Raw genomic sequence first — 16116 nt, forward strand, 5'->3', positions numbered from 1 at the left:
ATCGCGCGGAACGGCGACGGTGAGGCGGGACACGCCGCGGCCGGAGGCATTCGTCGATGCCTCCGGCCGGGACGGGTCGGGCTTACGGCGCGGCGGGCGCGCTGCCCGCGTAGGCGTACTCGGCCAGCTGGCCGGCCAGGGAGTTCGGGACGCGGGCGCGGACCCGGGTGCCAGACTCCTCATGGTCGGAGCTGAGGATCTTGCCATCGGCGTGGATGCGGGCGAGCAGGTCGCCGCGGGTGTAGGGCAGCAGGACGCTGACCTCGACATCGAGGCCGCCGAGGATCTGACCCAGGCGGTCGCGGAGCTGGTCGAGCCCCTCCCCGGTGCGGGCCGAGACGAAGGCCGCGTCGGGGAGCCAGCCACGCAGCTGGGTCAGCTCCAGCGGATCGAGCGCGTCGATCTTGTTGACCACCAGGAACTCCGGCGGCGCGGGCGTCTTGGACTCCCGCAACACGTCGGTGATGACCTCGCGAACCGCCTTGATCTGCTGATCCGGCAGCGGGTCGGAGCCGTCCACCACATGCAGCAGCAGGTCGGCGCCCGTCACCTCTTCCAGCGTGGACCGGAACGCCTCGACCAACTGGGTGGGCAGGTGGCGGACGAAGCCGACGGTGTCGGTGAACACCACTTCGCGACCGTCTTCGAGAGCGGCGCGGCGGGTGGTCGGATCCAGGGTGGCGAACAGCGCGTCCTGCACCAGGATTCCGGCATCGGTCAGCGCGTTCATCAGCGACGACTTGCCCGCATTGGTGTAGCCGACAATGGCCACCTGCGGGATGCCGCTGGCCGAGCGCTTGGCGCGCTTGGTGTCGCGGGCGGTCTTCATCTCGCGAATCTCACGGCGCAGCTTGGCCATTCGCTCACGAATGCGGCGCCGGTCGGTCTCGATCTTGGTCTCACCGGGACCACGCAGACCCACCCCGCCATTGCTGCCGGCGCGACCGCCGGCCTGCCGGGACATGGACTCACCCCAGCCGCGCAGTCGCGGCAGCATGTACTCCATCTGCGCCAGCGACACCTGCGCCTTGCCCTCCCGCGAGGTGGCGTGCTGGGCGAAGATGTCCAGGATCAGCGCGGTGCGGTCGATGACCTTCACCTTCACGACCTTCTCCAGCGCGGTCAACTGCGCGGGCGTCAGCTCACCGTCACAGATGACGGTGTCGGCGCCGGACTCGAGGACGATGCCGCGTAGCTCCTCGGCCTTGCCGGAGCCGATATAGGTCGACTTGTCGGGACGGTCACGACGCTGGATCATCGCGTCGAGCACCTCCGAACCAGCGGTCTCGGCGAGCGCGGCCAGCTCGGCCATGCTCGCCTCGGCCTGGGTGGCCGTGCCCTCGGTCCACACGCCGACCAGCACCACGCGCTCCAGGCGCAGCTGCCGGTACTCGACCTCGGTGACGTCGGTGAGTTCGGTGGACAGACCCGCAACACGCCGCAGGGCGCTGCGGTCCTCGAGCTGTAGCTCACCAACTGTCGGCGCGGCCGACCAGCCGTTGCGGCCGGTCTCGGTAGCGTCGTCGATCTCCTCGTCGAGGTCTTCGGCGGGAGTGAACTCATACGTTTCTGGCTTACTCATACACCTCCATGATTCCATGTATCAACCAACGGCCGCATTCGGTTATTTCGCGGCGAAGCGTTCCCGGCTCGGGAGATGACGTCGTCGAGGACTTCGCGGGAACGGAGGAGGTCCGCGATGGTGCGGTCGATGCGGTCGCGCCCGGCGTCACCCGTCAACGGCAGCGCCGAAACCGACACCCTGTACCCCGCACTGGTCGCGGCCCTGGCCCACCGGCAGCCGGCCTACCTGCACGTGGTGTTCGCGAACCCGGAAAGCGCTCTCTTCCAGCGGATTCGGAACCTGTGGCCGAACACGCTGATCGCCAACCCGAACCTCGGCTGGGACGTCCCGCTGCCCGCCGGCGGCGGTACGGCCGCAGCCCGGGCACTGCTCGCGGCGGGCGCGGACCTGGTGTCACTGGGCTGTTCATTCCTGGCCAACCCGGACCTGGTGGACCGCCTGCGGACCGACGCGCCGCTGAACCCGGTCCGCGACGCGCACCTGATGTACGTCGGCGGCGCCGAGGGTTACACCGATTACCCGGTGCTCGACGCCGCGGTCGACGTGGTGCCGAGCATCACTGCCGCGTGATCAACGGTTACGCGTCCTGCCACCACTTGGCCGCGATGCGGCCCGTCGCCACCAGCTCGGACGGGCCGCGCAGCCAGGCGGATCCGTTCTCGATGCCGACGGTGACCACGCCGCCGGGGATGCGGACCTGCACGTGGCCGACGTCCTCGGCCAGGTCGAAGCCGTCGCGGTCCAGAGCGGCGGCCGCCGCGGCCACGGTTCCCGTTCCGCAGGAGCGGGTTTCGCCGACGCCGCGCTCGTACACACGCATGTCGACGCCCTTCTCGCCGTCGGAGCCGACGGTCAGGGCGGTGAGGATCTCGACGTTGACGCCGTGCGAAAACAGGGTGTGGTCGAAGCCGGGCAGCTGCTCGAGGTCGAGCTCCGCGAGGGAGGCGGGGTCCAGGTCCGGGTCGACGCACGCCAGGTGCGGGTTGCCGACATCGATCCCCAGCCCGGTGAATTCACGGCCGCTGACCGTCGCGGTCGAGACGCCGAGCGTCTTCACCTTGCCCATGGCCACGGTCACCTCGCCGTGCACGGGATCGGCGTGGTGCACCACCACCGGCCGGGCGCCCGCACGGGAACCGACCACGAATTCCGTGCCCTTCTCCATCCCGGTCGCGACCAGGTAGTGCGCGAACACCCGCACCCCGTTGCCGCACATCTCGGCGATGGATCCGTCCGCGTTGCGGTAATCCATGAACCAGTCGCCGGCGCTGACGCCCTCGGGCAGGGCCCCCAGCACACCGGTCTCGATGAGCGCGCCCGCGCGAGCCACCCGCAGCACGCCGTCGGCGCCGAGTCCGCGCTGCCGGTCGCACAGCGCGGCGATCCGGGATTCGGTAAGCTCCAGCCACGCGTCCGGGTCGGGCAGCACCACGAAATCGTTCTGGGTGCCGTGGCCCTTGCTGAATTCGATATCAGCGGCGGTGTTGTCGCTCGTCATGGTCCTTACCGTAGCGCCCGGCGCTGCCGCGATATTTCGTAGAGGGCCACCGCGGCCGCGGACGGCGCACCGAGGGTGCCGTCTGCCGGAATGCAGATCAGCTCGTCGCACACCTGCCGCCAGGCGGGGGCGAGCGATTCGCTCTCGTCGCCCAGCACCAGGATCGTGCCGCCGTCGAACTTGGCGTCGTCGAGCGCGAGACCGCCGTGACCGTCGCTGCCGACGATCCGGGTGGCGACGCCGCGCGCCCGCTGCCGGTCCCGGAACGCGCCCACCTGCGCCGGACCCGAAGCGCGCAGCACCGGGACGGCGAACAGCGCGCCGTCGGAGGCGCGCACGCTCTGCGGGTCGTAGTGGTCGACGCCGGAACCGGTGACGATCACCCCGCCCGCCCCGAACGCCACCGCCGAACGGATCAGCGCGCCCAGCCGGGCCGCCGAGGCGGGCCGGTCGATGACCACCACGGTGGCCGGATCCTCCGGCGTGCCCGGCGCGAAATCCTCCAGCTCGGGCCGCTGGGTGACGGCCACCGCCACCAGTTCCGGCACGGCTTCACCGGTTTCGGCCAGCCCGGCCATCACCTCCGGCACCAGCCCGACACTGGGCACACCACTGGAATCGAGCACCTGCCGCGCCCACGCCGAGGGCTCGGGCAGCCGGTAGACGAGAGTCTCCAGCGGCCAACGGCTTTCGAGGGCGCGGCTGAGGGGCCGCATGCCCTGCACCAAGAAGCGGTTGTCCCGGATCCGGGCGGCCCGGGTGGTCAGGTATGCCTGCCACACCTGGACCGCGGCGGTCCGAGTGTTCGCGCGACGCGTCACTGGGGTTCCTGTTCATCCCTCATCGATGGAGGAGTTGACGAGGGCCAGCGCGGTCTCCGCCAAGGCGGGATCCGCGCCGTCCACCCATCGCACCCGCTGGTCTCGGCGGAACCACGAACGTTGTCGCCGGACATAGCGCCGGGTGCCGATGAAGGTGCGCTCCTGAGCTTCGTTCAGGTCGTATTCGTTGTCCAGGAAATCGAGGACTTGCGCGTAACCGATGGCGCGCCGGGCGGTTTGGCCGTGGCGCAGGCCCTGCGCGATCAGACCCTCGACCTCCTCGACCAGACCCGAATCGAACATCCGCGCGGTGCGCACCTCGATGCGGGCATCCAACTCCGCGGTGTCCCGATCGACGCCGACAATGACCGTCCCCCACCGCGGTTCACCGATCTGCGGCGCCGAGGCGGCGAACGGTTTGCCGGTCAGCTCCACCACCTCCAGCGCGCGCACCATGCGGCGGCCGTCGGTGGGCAGGATCGTCTGCGCGGCCACGGGATCGGCCTGCTTCAGCGCCTCGTGCACGGCGACGGTGCCGCGATCGGCCAGGACCGCTTCCCATTTGGCGCGGATCTCCGGGTCGGTGGCCGGGAAATCCCAATCATCCAGCAGCGCTTGGACATACATCATGGAGCCGCCCACGATGACCGGGGTGCGCCCGCGCGCCATGATGGCCTCCACGTCGGCGCGGGCCGCCTCCTGATACGAGGCGACGGTCGCGGTCTCGGTGATGTCGAGGACGTCGAGCTGGTGGTGCGGGATGCCGCGGCGTTCGGACACCGGCAGTTTGGCGGTGCCGATGTCCATGCCGCGGTAGAGCTGCATGGCGTCGATATTGACGATCTCGCCGGCGAGCCGCTGCGCCAGATCCAGGGCCAGGTCGGACTTGCCGGTGGCGGTGGGGCCGACGACGGCGATGGGCCGGGTCATGTGGCGGCTCCGCCGAGTTCGCGCGGACGCCACACGCTGACGTGGTAGGCGACGCCGAATGGGGCTGCGGCGTAGTAGGTTTCGACGTCGGGGTCGGCGGGATCGGTGGCGAACACCCCGGCCAGCACCTGGTAGGCGGGCCGGCCCGCCACCTCGATCTCGGCGCACAGGCCCGTGTCCAGGGCGGCGAGAGCATGCCGGTCACCCGCGCTCAGAGCCCGGTCGATGGCCGCCTGCGCGTCCGCGGCGCGCTCGTCCAGATAGCGGGGAGCCTTGAGCGACATGGTTGCCGCACCGTCGCCCACGACCAGGACGGCGATCGGTTGCGCCTCGGCGTCGAGTTCGGCCCGCAGCTGCCGGCCGAAGGTCAGGGACTCCTCGGCGGAGGCATCGGCAGAGATCAGGCGGCATTCGGCGGTCGCCTCCGGGGCGACCTGCTCACGTAGCCAGCCCGCGATCAGGGCGGGCAGCGGCAGCATCGGGTCCGCGACACGCTCGGCAAGGACCCCAGACAAGCCGACACGAAGGTCGACTCCGTAGCCCCGGAAGGTGCCCACCGCATCCGCACCGATCACGCGGCCGGAATCGGCTCCGCCGGAACCCTCGTCCGGGTCCGCCACGCCGACCACAACCCACCGCGACGCGCGGGCCGCCAACTCCCCCGCTGCCCGCAACACCGCAGCTCGCAGCGCCGCGACGGCCCCGTCGGCCGACGCACCGGCCGCACCCTCGAGTTCGGGTACCAGCACGGGCGGCGAGGGGACCAGTGACGCAACACAGAACACGCCGACAACCGTAGCGCTAACGCACCTCACCAGCCCCACCCCCGCCGATCGCCGCGCCGCCGAAGCGGCCTCAAAGACAGCATTTCCCATCTCAGCCTGGTTGAATGGGATGAGCTAGACCGATGAGCTAGGGCGTAACCAGGCAGCCGTGACGCGCGGCAGGGACGAGGAGCAATGACCGACAACAACGGAAACGAGAAGGCTACCCACCCGGAGTCGACCCCGACGCCCAAGCCCGGCGCGCCGATGCCCACCCCGAGCGAGAGCGCCAAGCCATCACCGGCGGCCGCTGCCGCACCCCGGCCTGGGGGCCCGCGCCGCAAACCCGAATCCCCCAAACCTCATGCCGTCAAGCCCACGCCCGGCGCCGCGGCACAGCATCCACATCCGGTCGTCGTACCGAGCGTGAGCGACCCCAGCCAGTGGGGACGGGTCGACGACGACGGCACCGCCTGGGTCAAGACCGCCGAGGGCGAACACGTCATCGGGTCCTGGCAGGCCGGTGACGCCGCCGAGGGTCTGGCCCACTTCGGCCGCCGCTACGACGATCTGGCCACCGAGGTCGCCCTGCTGGAGGCGCGCCTCGCCGCCGGCACCGACGCCCGCAAGACCAAGGCCGCCGCCACGGCGCTTGCCGAAACGTTGCCGACAGCCGCGGTCATCGGTGATATCGATGGATTGACGGCCCGGCTGCAGGCGATCATCGAACACTCCGACGAGGCGGCCGCGCACGCCAAGGAGGAGAAGGAACGCACCCGGCACGAGCAAACCGAGCGCAAAGAAGCGTTGGCCGCCGAGGCCGAGCAGATCGCCAACGACTCCACCCAGTGGAAGGTCGCCGGTGACCGGCTGCGGGAGATCCTCGACGAGTGGAAGACCATCCGCGGCGTGGACCGCAAGGTCGACGACGCGCTGTGGCGGCGCTTCTCCAAGGCCCGCGAGGCCTTCAACCGCCGCCGGGGCGCCCACTTCGCCGAACTCGACCGGGAGCGCGCCGCTGCCAAGGGCCGCAAGGAAGAGCTCTGCGTCCGCGCCGAGGAACTGTCCGAGTCCACTGATTGGTCGGGCACCGCGGCCGTCTTCCGCGACCTGCTGACCGAGTGGAAGGCCGCCGGTCGTGCCCCCCGCGAGGCCGACGAGCAGCTGTGGCGTCGTTTCAAGGCCGCGCAGGACGTGTTCTTCGCGGCCCGCAATGCCGCCGCCAGCGAACGCGACCACGAGTTCGAGGAGAACGCGGCCGCCAAGGAAGCGCTGCTGCACGCCTACGAGCACATCAACCCCGAGGGCGACCTCGACGCCGCCCGCAGCGCCCTGCGCGAACTCCAGGAGAAGTGGGACGCCATCGGCAAGGTCCCGCGCGAACGCATGCACGACCTGGAAGGCCGCCTGCGCACCATCGAGAAGAAGGTCCGCGAGGCCGTCGACGCCCAGTGGCGCCGCACCGACCCCGAGGCCATGGCCCGCGCCGCCCAATTCCGCGAGCGCGTAGCCCAATTCGAGGAGCAGGCCGCCAAGGCCCAGGCCGCGGGCAAGACCAGAGACGCCGAGAAGGCCCTGGAACAGGCCAAGCAGTGGCGCGAATGGGCCGAGGCCGCCGAGGGCGCGGTCAGCCAGCGCTGAGCGCGATGATCGCCTGGATTCCCTTGCGGCCCAGGCGATCCCCCCCAGGCGACACGGTCAGGATAAGGCTCTATGTATGGCATCGAGTCGGGAACAGCCGATCGCGCGCTCGACAGCCGTCGGCCGGAGTCAGCCGGCGGGTTCGGTGATCACCTCGTGGCGGGTGGGGCGGTGGGAGCGGCGGTATTCGGTTGGGGGGATGCCTACTTCGCGGTTGAAGTGGGTGCGGAGGTTGGCGGCGGTGCCGAGGCCGCAGCGGGAGGCGACCACGTCGACGGGGAGGTCGGTGAGTTCGAGGAGTTCGCGGGCTCGGATGAGGCGCTGGGTGAGCAGCCATTGGAGGGGGGTGCCGCCGAGTTCGGCGTGGAAGCGGCGGGCCAGGGTGCGGTCGCTGAGGTTGGCGTGGGCGGCGAGGTCCGACACCGTCAGGGGGTGATCGAGACGGGTGAGGGCCCATTCGAGGGTGGCGGCGAGGCCGGAGTCGGTGGGCTGGGCGGGGACCGGGGATTGCAGGTATTGGGCCTGCCCGCCGGCGCGGTGGGGCGAGACGACCAGGTAGCGGGCGGCGGCATTGGCGGCCTGGGCGCCGAGGTCCTTGCGGATCAGGTGGATGCACAGATCCATGCCGGCCATGGTCCCGGCGCTGGTGAGGATGCGGCCGTCGTCGATGTAGAGCACACCGGGATCGATGTCGAGGTGGGGGTGGCGGTCGCGCAGGGCGGCGATGTGCCGCCAGTGGGTGGTCATGCGTCGGCCGTCGAGCAGGCCCGCGGCGGCCAGCACGAAAGCGCCGGTGCACAGGGAGGCGATGCGGGCGCCGCGCTCGTAGGCGGCGCGGACCGCCTCGACCAGGTCGGCGGGCGGATCCTCGCGGACGTTCGGGGTGGACGGGACGATCACGGTGTCGGCGCGGATCAGGTCGTCGTAGTCGTGAGCGGTCAAGGCTACGAAGGGATCTCGCAGCGTGGCGTGGTGGGTTTCGCGGGGTCCGCAGAGCTGGAAGTCGTACCAGGCGCCGGGGTCGACGCCGATCGGCGGCTCGTAGAAGACCTGGTACGGGATGGCCACCTCGAAGATCGGCATGCCGGGCGCGACGGCGACGGCCAGGGTTCCGGGACCGGTCGATTCCATGGCTCGAATCTAACTCCGGACCGTGTCAGAAATCTAGCGCAGTGTGGCATTCCTGCCACTCGTGGATCGTGCCGCCGCTTCGCATAGTCGAAGGCATGACCACGACGACCAACGCCACAACCACACTCCCCCAACCGGATACGGCGTCCGACCCGCGCCGATGGCGAGTCCTGGCCATTGCCGCCATCGCCCAGTACCTCGCCATCCTGGATCTGTTCGCGGTCATCGTCGCCTTTCCGGCGCTGCAGCACTCCTTCGGCCACGCCTCGACCGGCGCGGTGTCGTGGACGCTGAACGCGTACACCATCGTCATGGCCGCTCTGCTGGTTCCGGCCGGTCGGTTCGCCGACGACACCGGTCGGAAACGCGGATTCCTGCTCGGCATAGCGCTTTTCGGGTTGGCCTCCATCGCCTGCGGCCTGGCTCCGAGCCTGGCGGTCCTGATCGTCGCCCGCGTGCTGCAGGCCGCGGCCGCCGCCTCGCTCATCCCGACCGGACTCGGTCTGGTGCTGCCGGTGTTCCCGAAGCGGGAGCACGCCACCGTCATGGGCATCTGGACCGCCATCGCCGCGGCTGGCGGAGCGAGCGGCCCGGTCATCGGCGGCCTGCTGCTGCAGGCCGGGTGGCGCTGGATCTTCCTGCTGAACGTGCCGTTCACCGTGGTGGCCCTCGTCTTCGGTCTACGGGTGCTGCCCGACATCCAGCAGCGCGCCAACCGGCGGCTGGACCTGCTCGGCGCGGCCCTCATCCTGGGCGCGACCGCTGCCTTCACCACCGTGTTCGTGCAGGCCACCGACTGGGGTTACGCCGCGCCCGCCACCCTCGTCTGCCTGGTCGCCGCGATCGCCCTCACGGCCCTGTTCGTCCGGCACGTCCGCCGCCACCCCGATCCGGTGGTGAGCCCGATCGTGTTGCGGCACCGCCTGTTCCGCACCGCCACCCTCGGCGTCTTCTGCTACTACCTGGCCTTCGCCGCCATGATCCTGGAGGCCACGCTGTTCATGACGGAGGAGTGGCACTATTCGACCTTGCGCGCCAGCCTCGGCGTGGCGGCGATGCCGATCAGCTGCCTGCTGCTGTCGCCGCTGTCCGGCCGTTTCGTCGCCCTGGTCGGTGCGCGCGCCTCGGCGGCGCTGGGCGGGGCGACCATCGCACTGGGCTGCGCCTGGTGGGTGCTGGCCAGCGGCTTCTCGAGTTCCTATGCGGTGGTGATGGTCCCGGGCGCGATCCTCGCCGGGGCCAGCACCGCGCTGCTGCAACCCCCGCTGTTCGGCGCGTCGACCCTGCTGCCCGCCGACCAGATCTCCCTGGGCTCCGGCACCCTGATGATGGCCCGCCAGACCAGTTCCGCCCTCGGCGTCGCCGTCCTGACCGCCATCCTCGGCGACGCCGCCCACCGCGCCATGACCGAGTTCCGCGCGGGCTGGCTGTACATGGTGGCGGCGGGCCTGGCCGCCATGGTCGCCGGCCTCGCCTACCGTCCCGACCGCGCCGCCGCCTGAGCTCACCCGTTCGCATCCCACCCCGACACGGCTGCGGCCGCACTCGGCTCGACCGCACGAAAAAGGCCCGGCGGCAACCTCATTCGGTTGCCGCCGGGCCTGGATCGATTGCTCAGTCCTCGCCGAAGAGGCGGCGGCGCTGCTGTTCCTCGGCCTTGGCCTCGGCCAGACGGCGCTGTTCCTCGGCGGCCAGCTGCACCGAGGTGCGCGCCCACACCACCCGGACCCAGTGGAAGGTCAGCACGATGATGGCGATGGTGGCCACGATCAGCCCGATGCCCGGGCCCGCACCGTGGTAGTTGCCGAGACCCGGGGTCTGGCGATGCCAGATGGACAGCACGCCGAACACGCTGCCGATGGCCGAGCCCGCGACCGCGATCCAGGCCAGTATCCAGCGGCGCGTGCTCAGCGCCAGCAGCGAGAAGCCGATGCCGAAGATGGTCATGAACCAGACGAAGACGCGCGACGGCAGGCCGATGTGGTCGCCCTGGGCGACGGTGTCGAACAGCAGCACGTCGAACCCGCGGGTCTTGCCCGCGTGCGGCAGCACCAGCGACAGCAGCAGCACGAACACCGCGCCCGCGACCACCATGGCGCGCATGCCCGGGTCGATCTCGCCGGCGATCTTGCGTTCGACGGCCTCGAGGTCCGCGCGGAACTGCTCGAAGTCGTGACTGTTCTCGGCGGCCTTCATGCTCTCCTCGTTCGCCTCGGGCGTCGGTTCGGACGCCGGTTCCGATTGTGCTGCTTCGTCTTCCGGACGCTCCGGCCGATCACGAGGCTCGTCCGGGCCGGTGGGCTGCTGCTCGGTCATACCACTCGAGATCCTTGCTGACGGCTAGCGCTTGCGCGCCGGGCATGGGGTCAGGCGGTGTGCGAGGAGCACACACCCGTGACGGGCCGATCCCTCGCACGTACCCCAGCGATCCTGCCCTATGACGCTGTGTAGTTGACAGCGACCCCCACCATTCGCCGTGCGAGGTCGCGCCGACCGGCTCGGTCGCCGCGGGCAGGACTACTCGCCGCAGGCAGACCCGCAACCCGCGGCCGCGGTCTCCACCACGACCGGCGCGCCGATGCTCGGCAGGCCCAGGCCGACACCGATGGGCGCGGTCTTGGGGGTGACGCCACGCTCGTGCGCGTCTCCGGCACGGGTGCGGCGGTGGGTGAGCACCTCGCCGTCGGCGATCAGGTAGTGCGGAGCCGCACCGGTGACATCGACGGTGATCACATCGCCGGGCCGAATCTCGTTGCCGGGAGCCGGATCCACGGGCGGGCGGAAGTGCACGAGCCGGCCGTCGCGCGCGCGACCGGACATACGCGCGGTCCTGTCGTTCTTCTTGCCCGCACCCTCGGCGACCAGCAGCTCGACGGTCGAGCCGATCAGCGCCTGATTGCCCTCCAGCGAGATCTGCTCCTGCAGCGCGATGAGCCGGTCGTAGCGCTCCTGCACGACCTCCTTCGGCAGTTGGTCGGGCATGGTCGCCGCGGGCGTGCCGGGCCGGATGGAGTACTGGAAGGTGAAAGCGCTGGTGAAGCGCGCCTGCCGCACCACATCCAGGGTGGCCTGGAAGTCCTCCTCGGTCTCGCCGGGGAAGCCGACGATGATGTCGGTGGTGATGGCGGCGTGCGGCATGGCCGCGCGCACCTTCTCGATGATGCCGAGGAACTTGGCGCTGCGGTACGAGCGGCGCATGGCCTTGAGCACCCGGTCCGAACCGGACTGCAGCGGCATGTGCAGTTGCGGGCAGACGTTCGGCGTCTCGGCCATGGCCTCGATGACGTCGTCGGTGAACTCGGCCGGGTGCGGGGAGGTGAAGCGCACGCGCTCGAGGCCCTCGATATTCCCGGTGGCGCGTAGCAGCTTCGCGAAGGCGCCGCGGTCGCGCGGCTCCTCGGGATCGGCGAAGGAGACGCCGTACGAGTTCACGTTCTGACCCAGCAGCGTCACCTCGAGCACGCCCTGCTCGACCAGCGCCTGCACCTCGGCGAGCACATCGCCCGGACGCCGGTCGACCTCCTTGCCGCGCAACGCCGGAACGATGCAGAACGTGCAGGTGTTGTTGCAGCCCACCGAGATCGACACCCAGCCCGCGTACGCGGACTCCCGCTTGGCGGGCAGCGTCGACGGGAACGCCTCCAGCGATTCGATGATCTCGACCTGGGCCTGCTCGTTGTGGCGGGCCCGTTCCAGCAGCACCGGCAGCGAGCCGATGTTGTGGGTGCCGAACACCACATCCACCCAGGGGGCCTTCTTGACCACGGTGTCGCGGTCCTTCTGCGCCAGGCAGCCGCCGACGGCGATCTGCATGCCCGGGCGGTCGGCCTTGATCGGGGCGAGGTGGCCGAGGGTGCCGTACAGCTTGTTGTCGGCGTTCTCGCGCACCGCGCAGGTATTGAAGACGACCAGGTCAGCGGTGTCGCCGGCCACGGCCTTGACGTAACCGGCATCCTCGAGCAGACCCGAGAGCCGCTCGGAGTCGTGCACGTTCATCTGGCAGCCGTAAGTGCGGACCTCGTAGGTCCGGGCCGGGGAATTCACCCAACCAGGGTAATAGGTGCCCGGCGCACGCCATAAACGCCGTCCGCGCTGGGTGATCCGGGTCTCGCGCCGGCCCTGGGTGATCGCCGCGCACGCCACGTCCCGATGGTCAGCGAATTGTCACCGAATCATCGTCCGACCGGGCGAATGTGGTCTCAGCAGCATCAATCGCTGGTTACGCGGGGATGTCGACTCCCGGCACAGTTCGGGCCGCCCAGGCAAAGACGAGCATTTCGGGCAGGACATGATTAGGGTCACTGGTCATGACCGACGTGGCCGATTCCATCAGCACTTCCGCGCCGATGATCTCGATGCGGAATGTGGACAAGCACTTCGGCTCGCTGCACGTGCTGCGTGACATCAATCTCGAAGTGCCCAAAGGGCAGGTCGTGATCGTGGTGGGGCCCTCCGGCTCTGGCAAGTCGACCCTGTGCCGAACCGTCAACCGGCTCGAGACCATCGACTCCGGTGAAATCGCCGTCGACGGCGTACAACTCCCCTCCGAAGGCAAGGCCCTCGCCAAGCTGCGTGCCGACGTGGGCATGGTGTTCCAGCAGTTCAACCTGTTCGCGCACAAGACAATTCTGGAGAACGTGATGCTCGCGCCGGTGAAGGTGCGCCGCATCGACAAGACCAAGGCGCGCGCCCGGGCGCTGGAACTGCTCGAACGAGTGGGCATCGCCGATCAGGCCGACAAGTATCCGGCCCAGCTGTCGGGTGGCCAGCAGCAGCGCGTGGCCATCGCGCGGGCACTGGCCATGAGCCCCAAGGTGATGCTGTTCGACGAGCCGACCTCCGCGCTCGACCCGGAGATGGTCTCCGAGGTGCTCGAAGTCATGGTCGGGCTCGCCAAGGACGGCATGACCATGCTGGTCGTCACCCACGAGATGGGCTTCGCGCGGCGCGCGGGCAATCGGGTGCTGTTCATGGCCGACGGGCAGATCGTCGAGGACACCGAGCCCGAATCCTTCTTCACCGCACCGAAATCGGATCGCGCCAAGGATTTCCTGGGCAAGATCCTCTCCCACTGACTCCACTCCACAAGGGACAGACATCCCGCACTCCACGAGAGAACAGGACGTTCGATGAGGATCAACCACGCAATCCGGATCGCCGCCGGAGTGGCTGCCCTGGCACTCGCCGTCACCGCGTGCGGCGGCGGTAGCAACAAGACCGCCAGCCAGCACGCGGCCGACGGCAAACTCACCATCGGCATCAAGTTCGACCAGCCGGGTCTGGGACTGCTGAACAAGGACGGCAGCTACAGCGGATTCGACGTCGACGTCGCCAAGTACGTGGCCGACAAGATGGGCGTGAAGCCGGAGAACATCACCTTCAAGGAATCGCCGTCGGCGCAGCGCGAGACGCTGATCCAGAACGGACAGGTCGACTTCATAGTCGCCACCTACTCCATCACCGACGCGCGCAAGGAGAAGGTCGACTTCGCGGGGCCGTACTTCATTACCGGGCAGTCGCTGCTGGTACGGTCGGACAACACCGACATCACCGGCCCGGAATCGTTGAACGGCAACAAGAAGCTGTGCTCGGTCAAGGGTTCGACCCCGGCGCAGAACATCAAGGACAAGTACGTCAGCGCCCACGAGGTGCAGCTGCAGACCTACGACACCTACTCGCTGTGCGTGGAGGCGCTGAAGTCCGGCGCGGTCGACGCGGTCACCACCGACGACATCATCCTGCGCGGTTACGCGGCGCAGTCGCCGGGCGCGCTGAAGGTGGTCGGCAACACCTTCACCACCGAGAAGTACGGCATCGGCGTGAAGAAGGGCGACACCGAATCGCGCGGCAAGATCAATGACGCCATCGACGCCATGATCTCCTCGGGCGCGTGGAAGGCCGCGCTGGACAAGGAATTCGGCTCCACCGGCTTCCAGATCCCGGAGCCGCCCAAGGTCGACCGGTACTGAGTCACGGACACGTGCCGGGCGACTTCCCGCTGCCTTGAATTCAGCGGAATCGCCTGGTGCGCTTCGTTTTCCGATCGGAGGAATGGGGCAGTCGTGTTCGACTTGATCTCCAACTATCACACCAAACTGCTCGACGCGTTCTGGGTGACGATCAAACTGACGCTGTATTCGGCGTTCTTCGCACTGATTCTCGGCACCCTCGTGGCGGCCATGCGGGTGTCACCGATCCCGATCGCACGCTGGATCGGCTCGCTGTACGTCAACATCATTCGCAATACGCCGCTCACGCTGATCATCGTGTTCTGCTCGCTGGGCCTGTACCAGACGCTCGGCTGGCGGCTGGCGCCCGATGGGCCGGACAGTATCGCGGACAACAGCTTTCGCTTCGCGATTGTCGGATTGAGCGTCTACACCGCGGCTTTCGTGTGCGAGTCGCTGCGGTCGGGCATCAATACGGTGCCATTCGGGCAGTCGGAGGCGGGGCGGTCGCTGGGGCTGACCTTCGGGCAGAATCTGCGGATGGTGGTGCTGCCACAGGCTTTCCGGGCGGTCATCGCACCGCTGGGCAGTGTGTTCATCGCCCTGACCAAGAACTCGACCATCGCCTCGGCCATCGGCGTCGCCGAGGCCGCGCTGCTCATGTCGGAGATGAACGAGAACGAGGCGGCGCCGCTGAGCGTGGGCGCCATCTTCGCGCTCGGGTTCATCATCCTGACATTGCCGACCGGTCTGTTCTTCGGTTGGCTGGCCAAGCGATTCGAGGTGGCGCGATGACCACGGCATCCGTGCTCTACGACGCGCCGGGACCCCGCGCGCGCCTGCGCTACCGGCTCTACTCGGTCGTCGTGCTGCTGGCCGCCGTGGCGGCGGTCTGGTTCGTGTACCACGGGCTGGCCGACAAGGGGCAGTTCACCGCCGAGAAGTGGAAGCCCTTCACCGACAGCGACACCTGGCGCACCTACCTGCTGCCGGGCCTGCGCGGCACCCTCGAGGCGGCGGCGCTGTCGATCGTGGCGGCGCTGGTCGTCGGGATGGCGTTCGGCATCCTGCGACTGTCGGACCATCGGGTCATCCGCTGGGTCGCCGGTTTCGTGGTGGAGATCTCGCGGGCCATCCCCGTGCTGATCCTGATGCTGTTCCTGTTCACGCTGTTCGCGCAGCAGAACATCTTCCCCTCCGATCAGCTGGCGCTCGCCGCCGCGGTGGTGGCGCTGACCATCTACAACGGATCGGTCATCGCCGAAATCGTGCGTTCGGGAATCCGCGCGCTGCCGAAGGGCCAGACCGAGGCCGCTGTCGCGCTGGGCATGCGCAAGACCCAGGTGATGGTGACGATCCTGCTGCCGCAGGCCATCACCGCAATGCTGCCGGCGCTCATCTCGCAGATGGTGGTGGCGCTCAAGGACTCCGCGCTCGCCTACCAGATCACGTATCTGGAAATCGTGCGGCGCGGCACGCAACTCGGTGCGGCGGAGAAGAATCCGATCCCGTCGCTGATCGTGGTGGCCATCATCATGATCGTCATCAACTACGCGCTGACCATCGTCGCAACCCGCGTGGAGAAGTTCCTGCGCACCCGCAAGCGCGGCTCCCGGGCCGTACTCGCGGCGGGCACCGTCACCGCGCCACCGGGCATGGACGTCGTCATGCCCGACCAGAGCGGCATGCGCTGAGCCGCACTGTCCTGCCGAAGCGAGCGCTCGCATCCCGGTTCGGGTGACAACGACACCCGAACCGGGACCCGGCATTCCGGGAATGGTCCCCCGACCGGCGGACA

At 69.1% G+C, this 16116-nt stretch carries 15 protein-coding genes; 7 read left to right on the top strand and 8 right to left on the bottom strand.

The window, feature by feature from the left end:
- Window positions 1-82: 82 nt before the first annotated feature.
- A complete protein-coding gene (hflX, locus tag ON33_RS15130; protein ID WP_040859401.1) occupies window positions 83-1582 on the bottom strand; it encodes a GTPase HflX in 1500 nt (499 codons plus the stop codon).
- Window positions 1583-1699: 117 nt separating this feature from the next.
- Here hflX and ON33_RS44010 point away from each other — a divergent pair, with 117 nt between their 5' ends.
- A complete protein-coding gene (locus ON33_RS44010) occupies window positions 1700-2155 on the top strand; it encodes a beta/alpha barrel domain-containing protein (RefSeq protein WP_051152227.1) in 456 nt (151 codons plus the stop codon).
- A gap of 7 nt (window positions 2156-2162) precedes the next feature.
- Here the strand turns inward: ON33_RS44010 and dapF are convergent, their stop codons facing one another.
- From dapF to ON33_RS15155, 4 genes are read right to left on the bottom strand one after another with little or no spacing between them, the layout of a single operon-like run.
- On the bottom strand, window positions 2163-3083 hold the full coding sequence (gene dapF, locus ON33_RS15140) for a diaminopimelate epimerase (RefSeq protein WP_174391533.1): 921 nt from the start codon (window positions 3081-3083) through the stop codon (window positions 2163-2165).
- Window positions 3084-3088: 5 nt separating this feature from the next.
- Window positions 3089-3904: a TrmH family RNA methyltransferase gene (locus ON33_RS15145; RefSeq protein WP_040859403.1), complete on the bottom strand. Its 816-nt coding sequence runs from the start codon at window positions 3902-3904 to the stop codon at window positions 3089-3091.
- Between the two features lie 12 nt (window positions 3905-3916).
- Complete coding sequence (miaA, locus tag ON33_RS15150) at window positions 3917-4834, bottom strand: tRNA (adenosine(37)-N6)-dimethylallyltransferase MiaA (protein ID WP_040859405.1); 918 nt, start codon at window positions 4832-4834, stop codon at window positions 3917-3919.
- Entirely contained in the window at window positions 4831-5619 is a 789-nt protein-coding gene (locus ON33_RS15155) for a class III extradiol ring-cleavage dioxygenase family protein (RefSeq protein WP_040859407.1), read from the bottom strand. The genes miaA and ON33_RS15155 overlap by 4 nt, the downstream gene beginning before the upstream one ends.
- 174 nt (window positions 5620-5793) lie before the next feature.
- On the opposite strand from ON33_RS15155, the gene ON33_RS15160 reads away from it, so the two are divergent.
- Window positions 5794-7239, top strand: coding sequence for a DUF349 domain-containing protein (locus ON33_RS15160; RefSeq protein WP_040859409.1), 1446 nt, complete (start codon window positions 5794-5796; stop codon window positions 7237-7239).
- A gap of 129 nt (window positions 7240-7368) precedes the next feature.
- Here the strand turns inward: ON33_RS15160 and ON33_RS15165 are convergent, their stop codons facing one another.
- Window positions 7369-8370, bottom strand: coding sequence for a GlxA family transcriptional regulator (locus ON33_RS15165; RefSeq protein WP_040859411.1), 1002 nt, complete (start codon window positions 8368-8370; stop codon window positions 7369-7371).
- Window positions 8371-8465: 95 nt separating this feature from the next.
- On the opposite strand from ON33_RS15165, the gene ON33_RS15170 reads away from it, so the two are divergent.
- Window positions 8466-9872 (top strand): MFS transporter, encoded by a 1407-nt coding sequence (locus tag ON33_RS15170; RefSeq protein ID WP_051152229.1) that lies wholly within the window; start codon window positions 8466-8468, stop codon window positions 9870-9872.
- Between the two features lie 112 nt (window positions 9873-9984).
- On the opposite strand, the gene ON33_RS15175 is transcribed toward ON33_RS15170, so the two are convergent.
- Together ON33_RS15175 and miaB are read right to left on the bottom strand one after the other, a co-directional pair.
- Window positions 9985-10566, bottom strand: a complete 582-nt coding sequence (locus ON33_RS15175) for an Rv2732c family membrane protein (protein ID WP_040859853.1) — start codon at window positions 10564-10566, stop codon at window positions 9985-9987.
- A gap of 321 nt (window positions 10567-10887) precedes the next feature.
- Window positions 10888-12414 carry a tRNA (N6-isopentenyl adenosine(37)-C2)-methylthiotransferase MiaB gene (miaB, locus tag ON33_RS15180; protein WP_040859854.1) on the bottom strand — a complete coding sequence of 509 codons (1527 nt, stop codon included), beginning with the start codon at window positions 12412-12414 and terminating at the stop codon, window positions 10888-10890.
- A 302-nt stretch (window positions 12415-12716) separates the two neighbouring features.
- On the opposite strand from miaB, the gene ON33_RS15185 reads away from it, so the two are divergent.
- From ON33_RS15185 to ON33_RS15200, 4 genes are all read left to right on the top strand, one after another.
- Window positions 12717-13445 carry an amino acid ABC transporter ATP-binding protein gene (locus ON33_RS15185; protein WP_085996770.1) on the top strand — a complete coding sequence of 243 codons (729 nt, stop codon included), beginning with the start codon at window positions 12717-12719 and terminating at the stop codon, window positions 13443-13445.
- A 54-nt stretch (window positions 13446-13499) separates the two neighbouring features.
- Window positions 13500-14339 (top strand): glutamate ABC transporter substrate-binding protein, encoded by an 840-nt coding sequence (locus tag ON33_RS15190; RefSeq protein WP_040859415.1) that lies wholly within the window; start codon window positions 13500-13502, stop codon window positions 14337-14339.
- A gap of 93 nt (window positions 14340-14432) precedes the next feature.
- A complete protein-coding gene (locus tag ON33_RS15195; protein ID WP_040859417.1) occupies window positions 14433-15113 on the top strand; it encodes an amino acid ABC transporter permease in 681 nt (226 codons plus the stop codon).
- A complete protein-coding gene (locus ON33_RS15200) occupies window positions 15110-16012 on the top strand; it encodes an amino acid ABC transporter permease (RefSeq protein ID WP_040859419.1) in 903 nt (300 codons plus the stop codon). The genes ON33_RS15195 and ON33_RS15200 overlap by 4 nt, the downstream gene beginning before the upstream one ends.
- The last annotated feature ends 104 nt before the right edge of the window (window positions 16013-16116 follow it).

The organism is Nocardia niigatensis NBRC 100131, assembly GCF_000308655.1.
GTDB classification, from domain to species: domain Bacteria; phylum Actinomycetota; class Actinomycetes; order Mycobacteriales; family Mycobacteriaceae; genus Nocardia; species Nocardia niigatensis.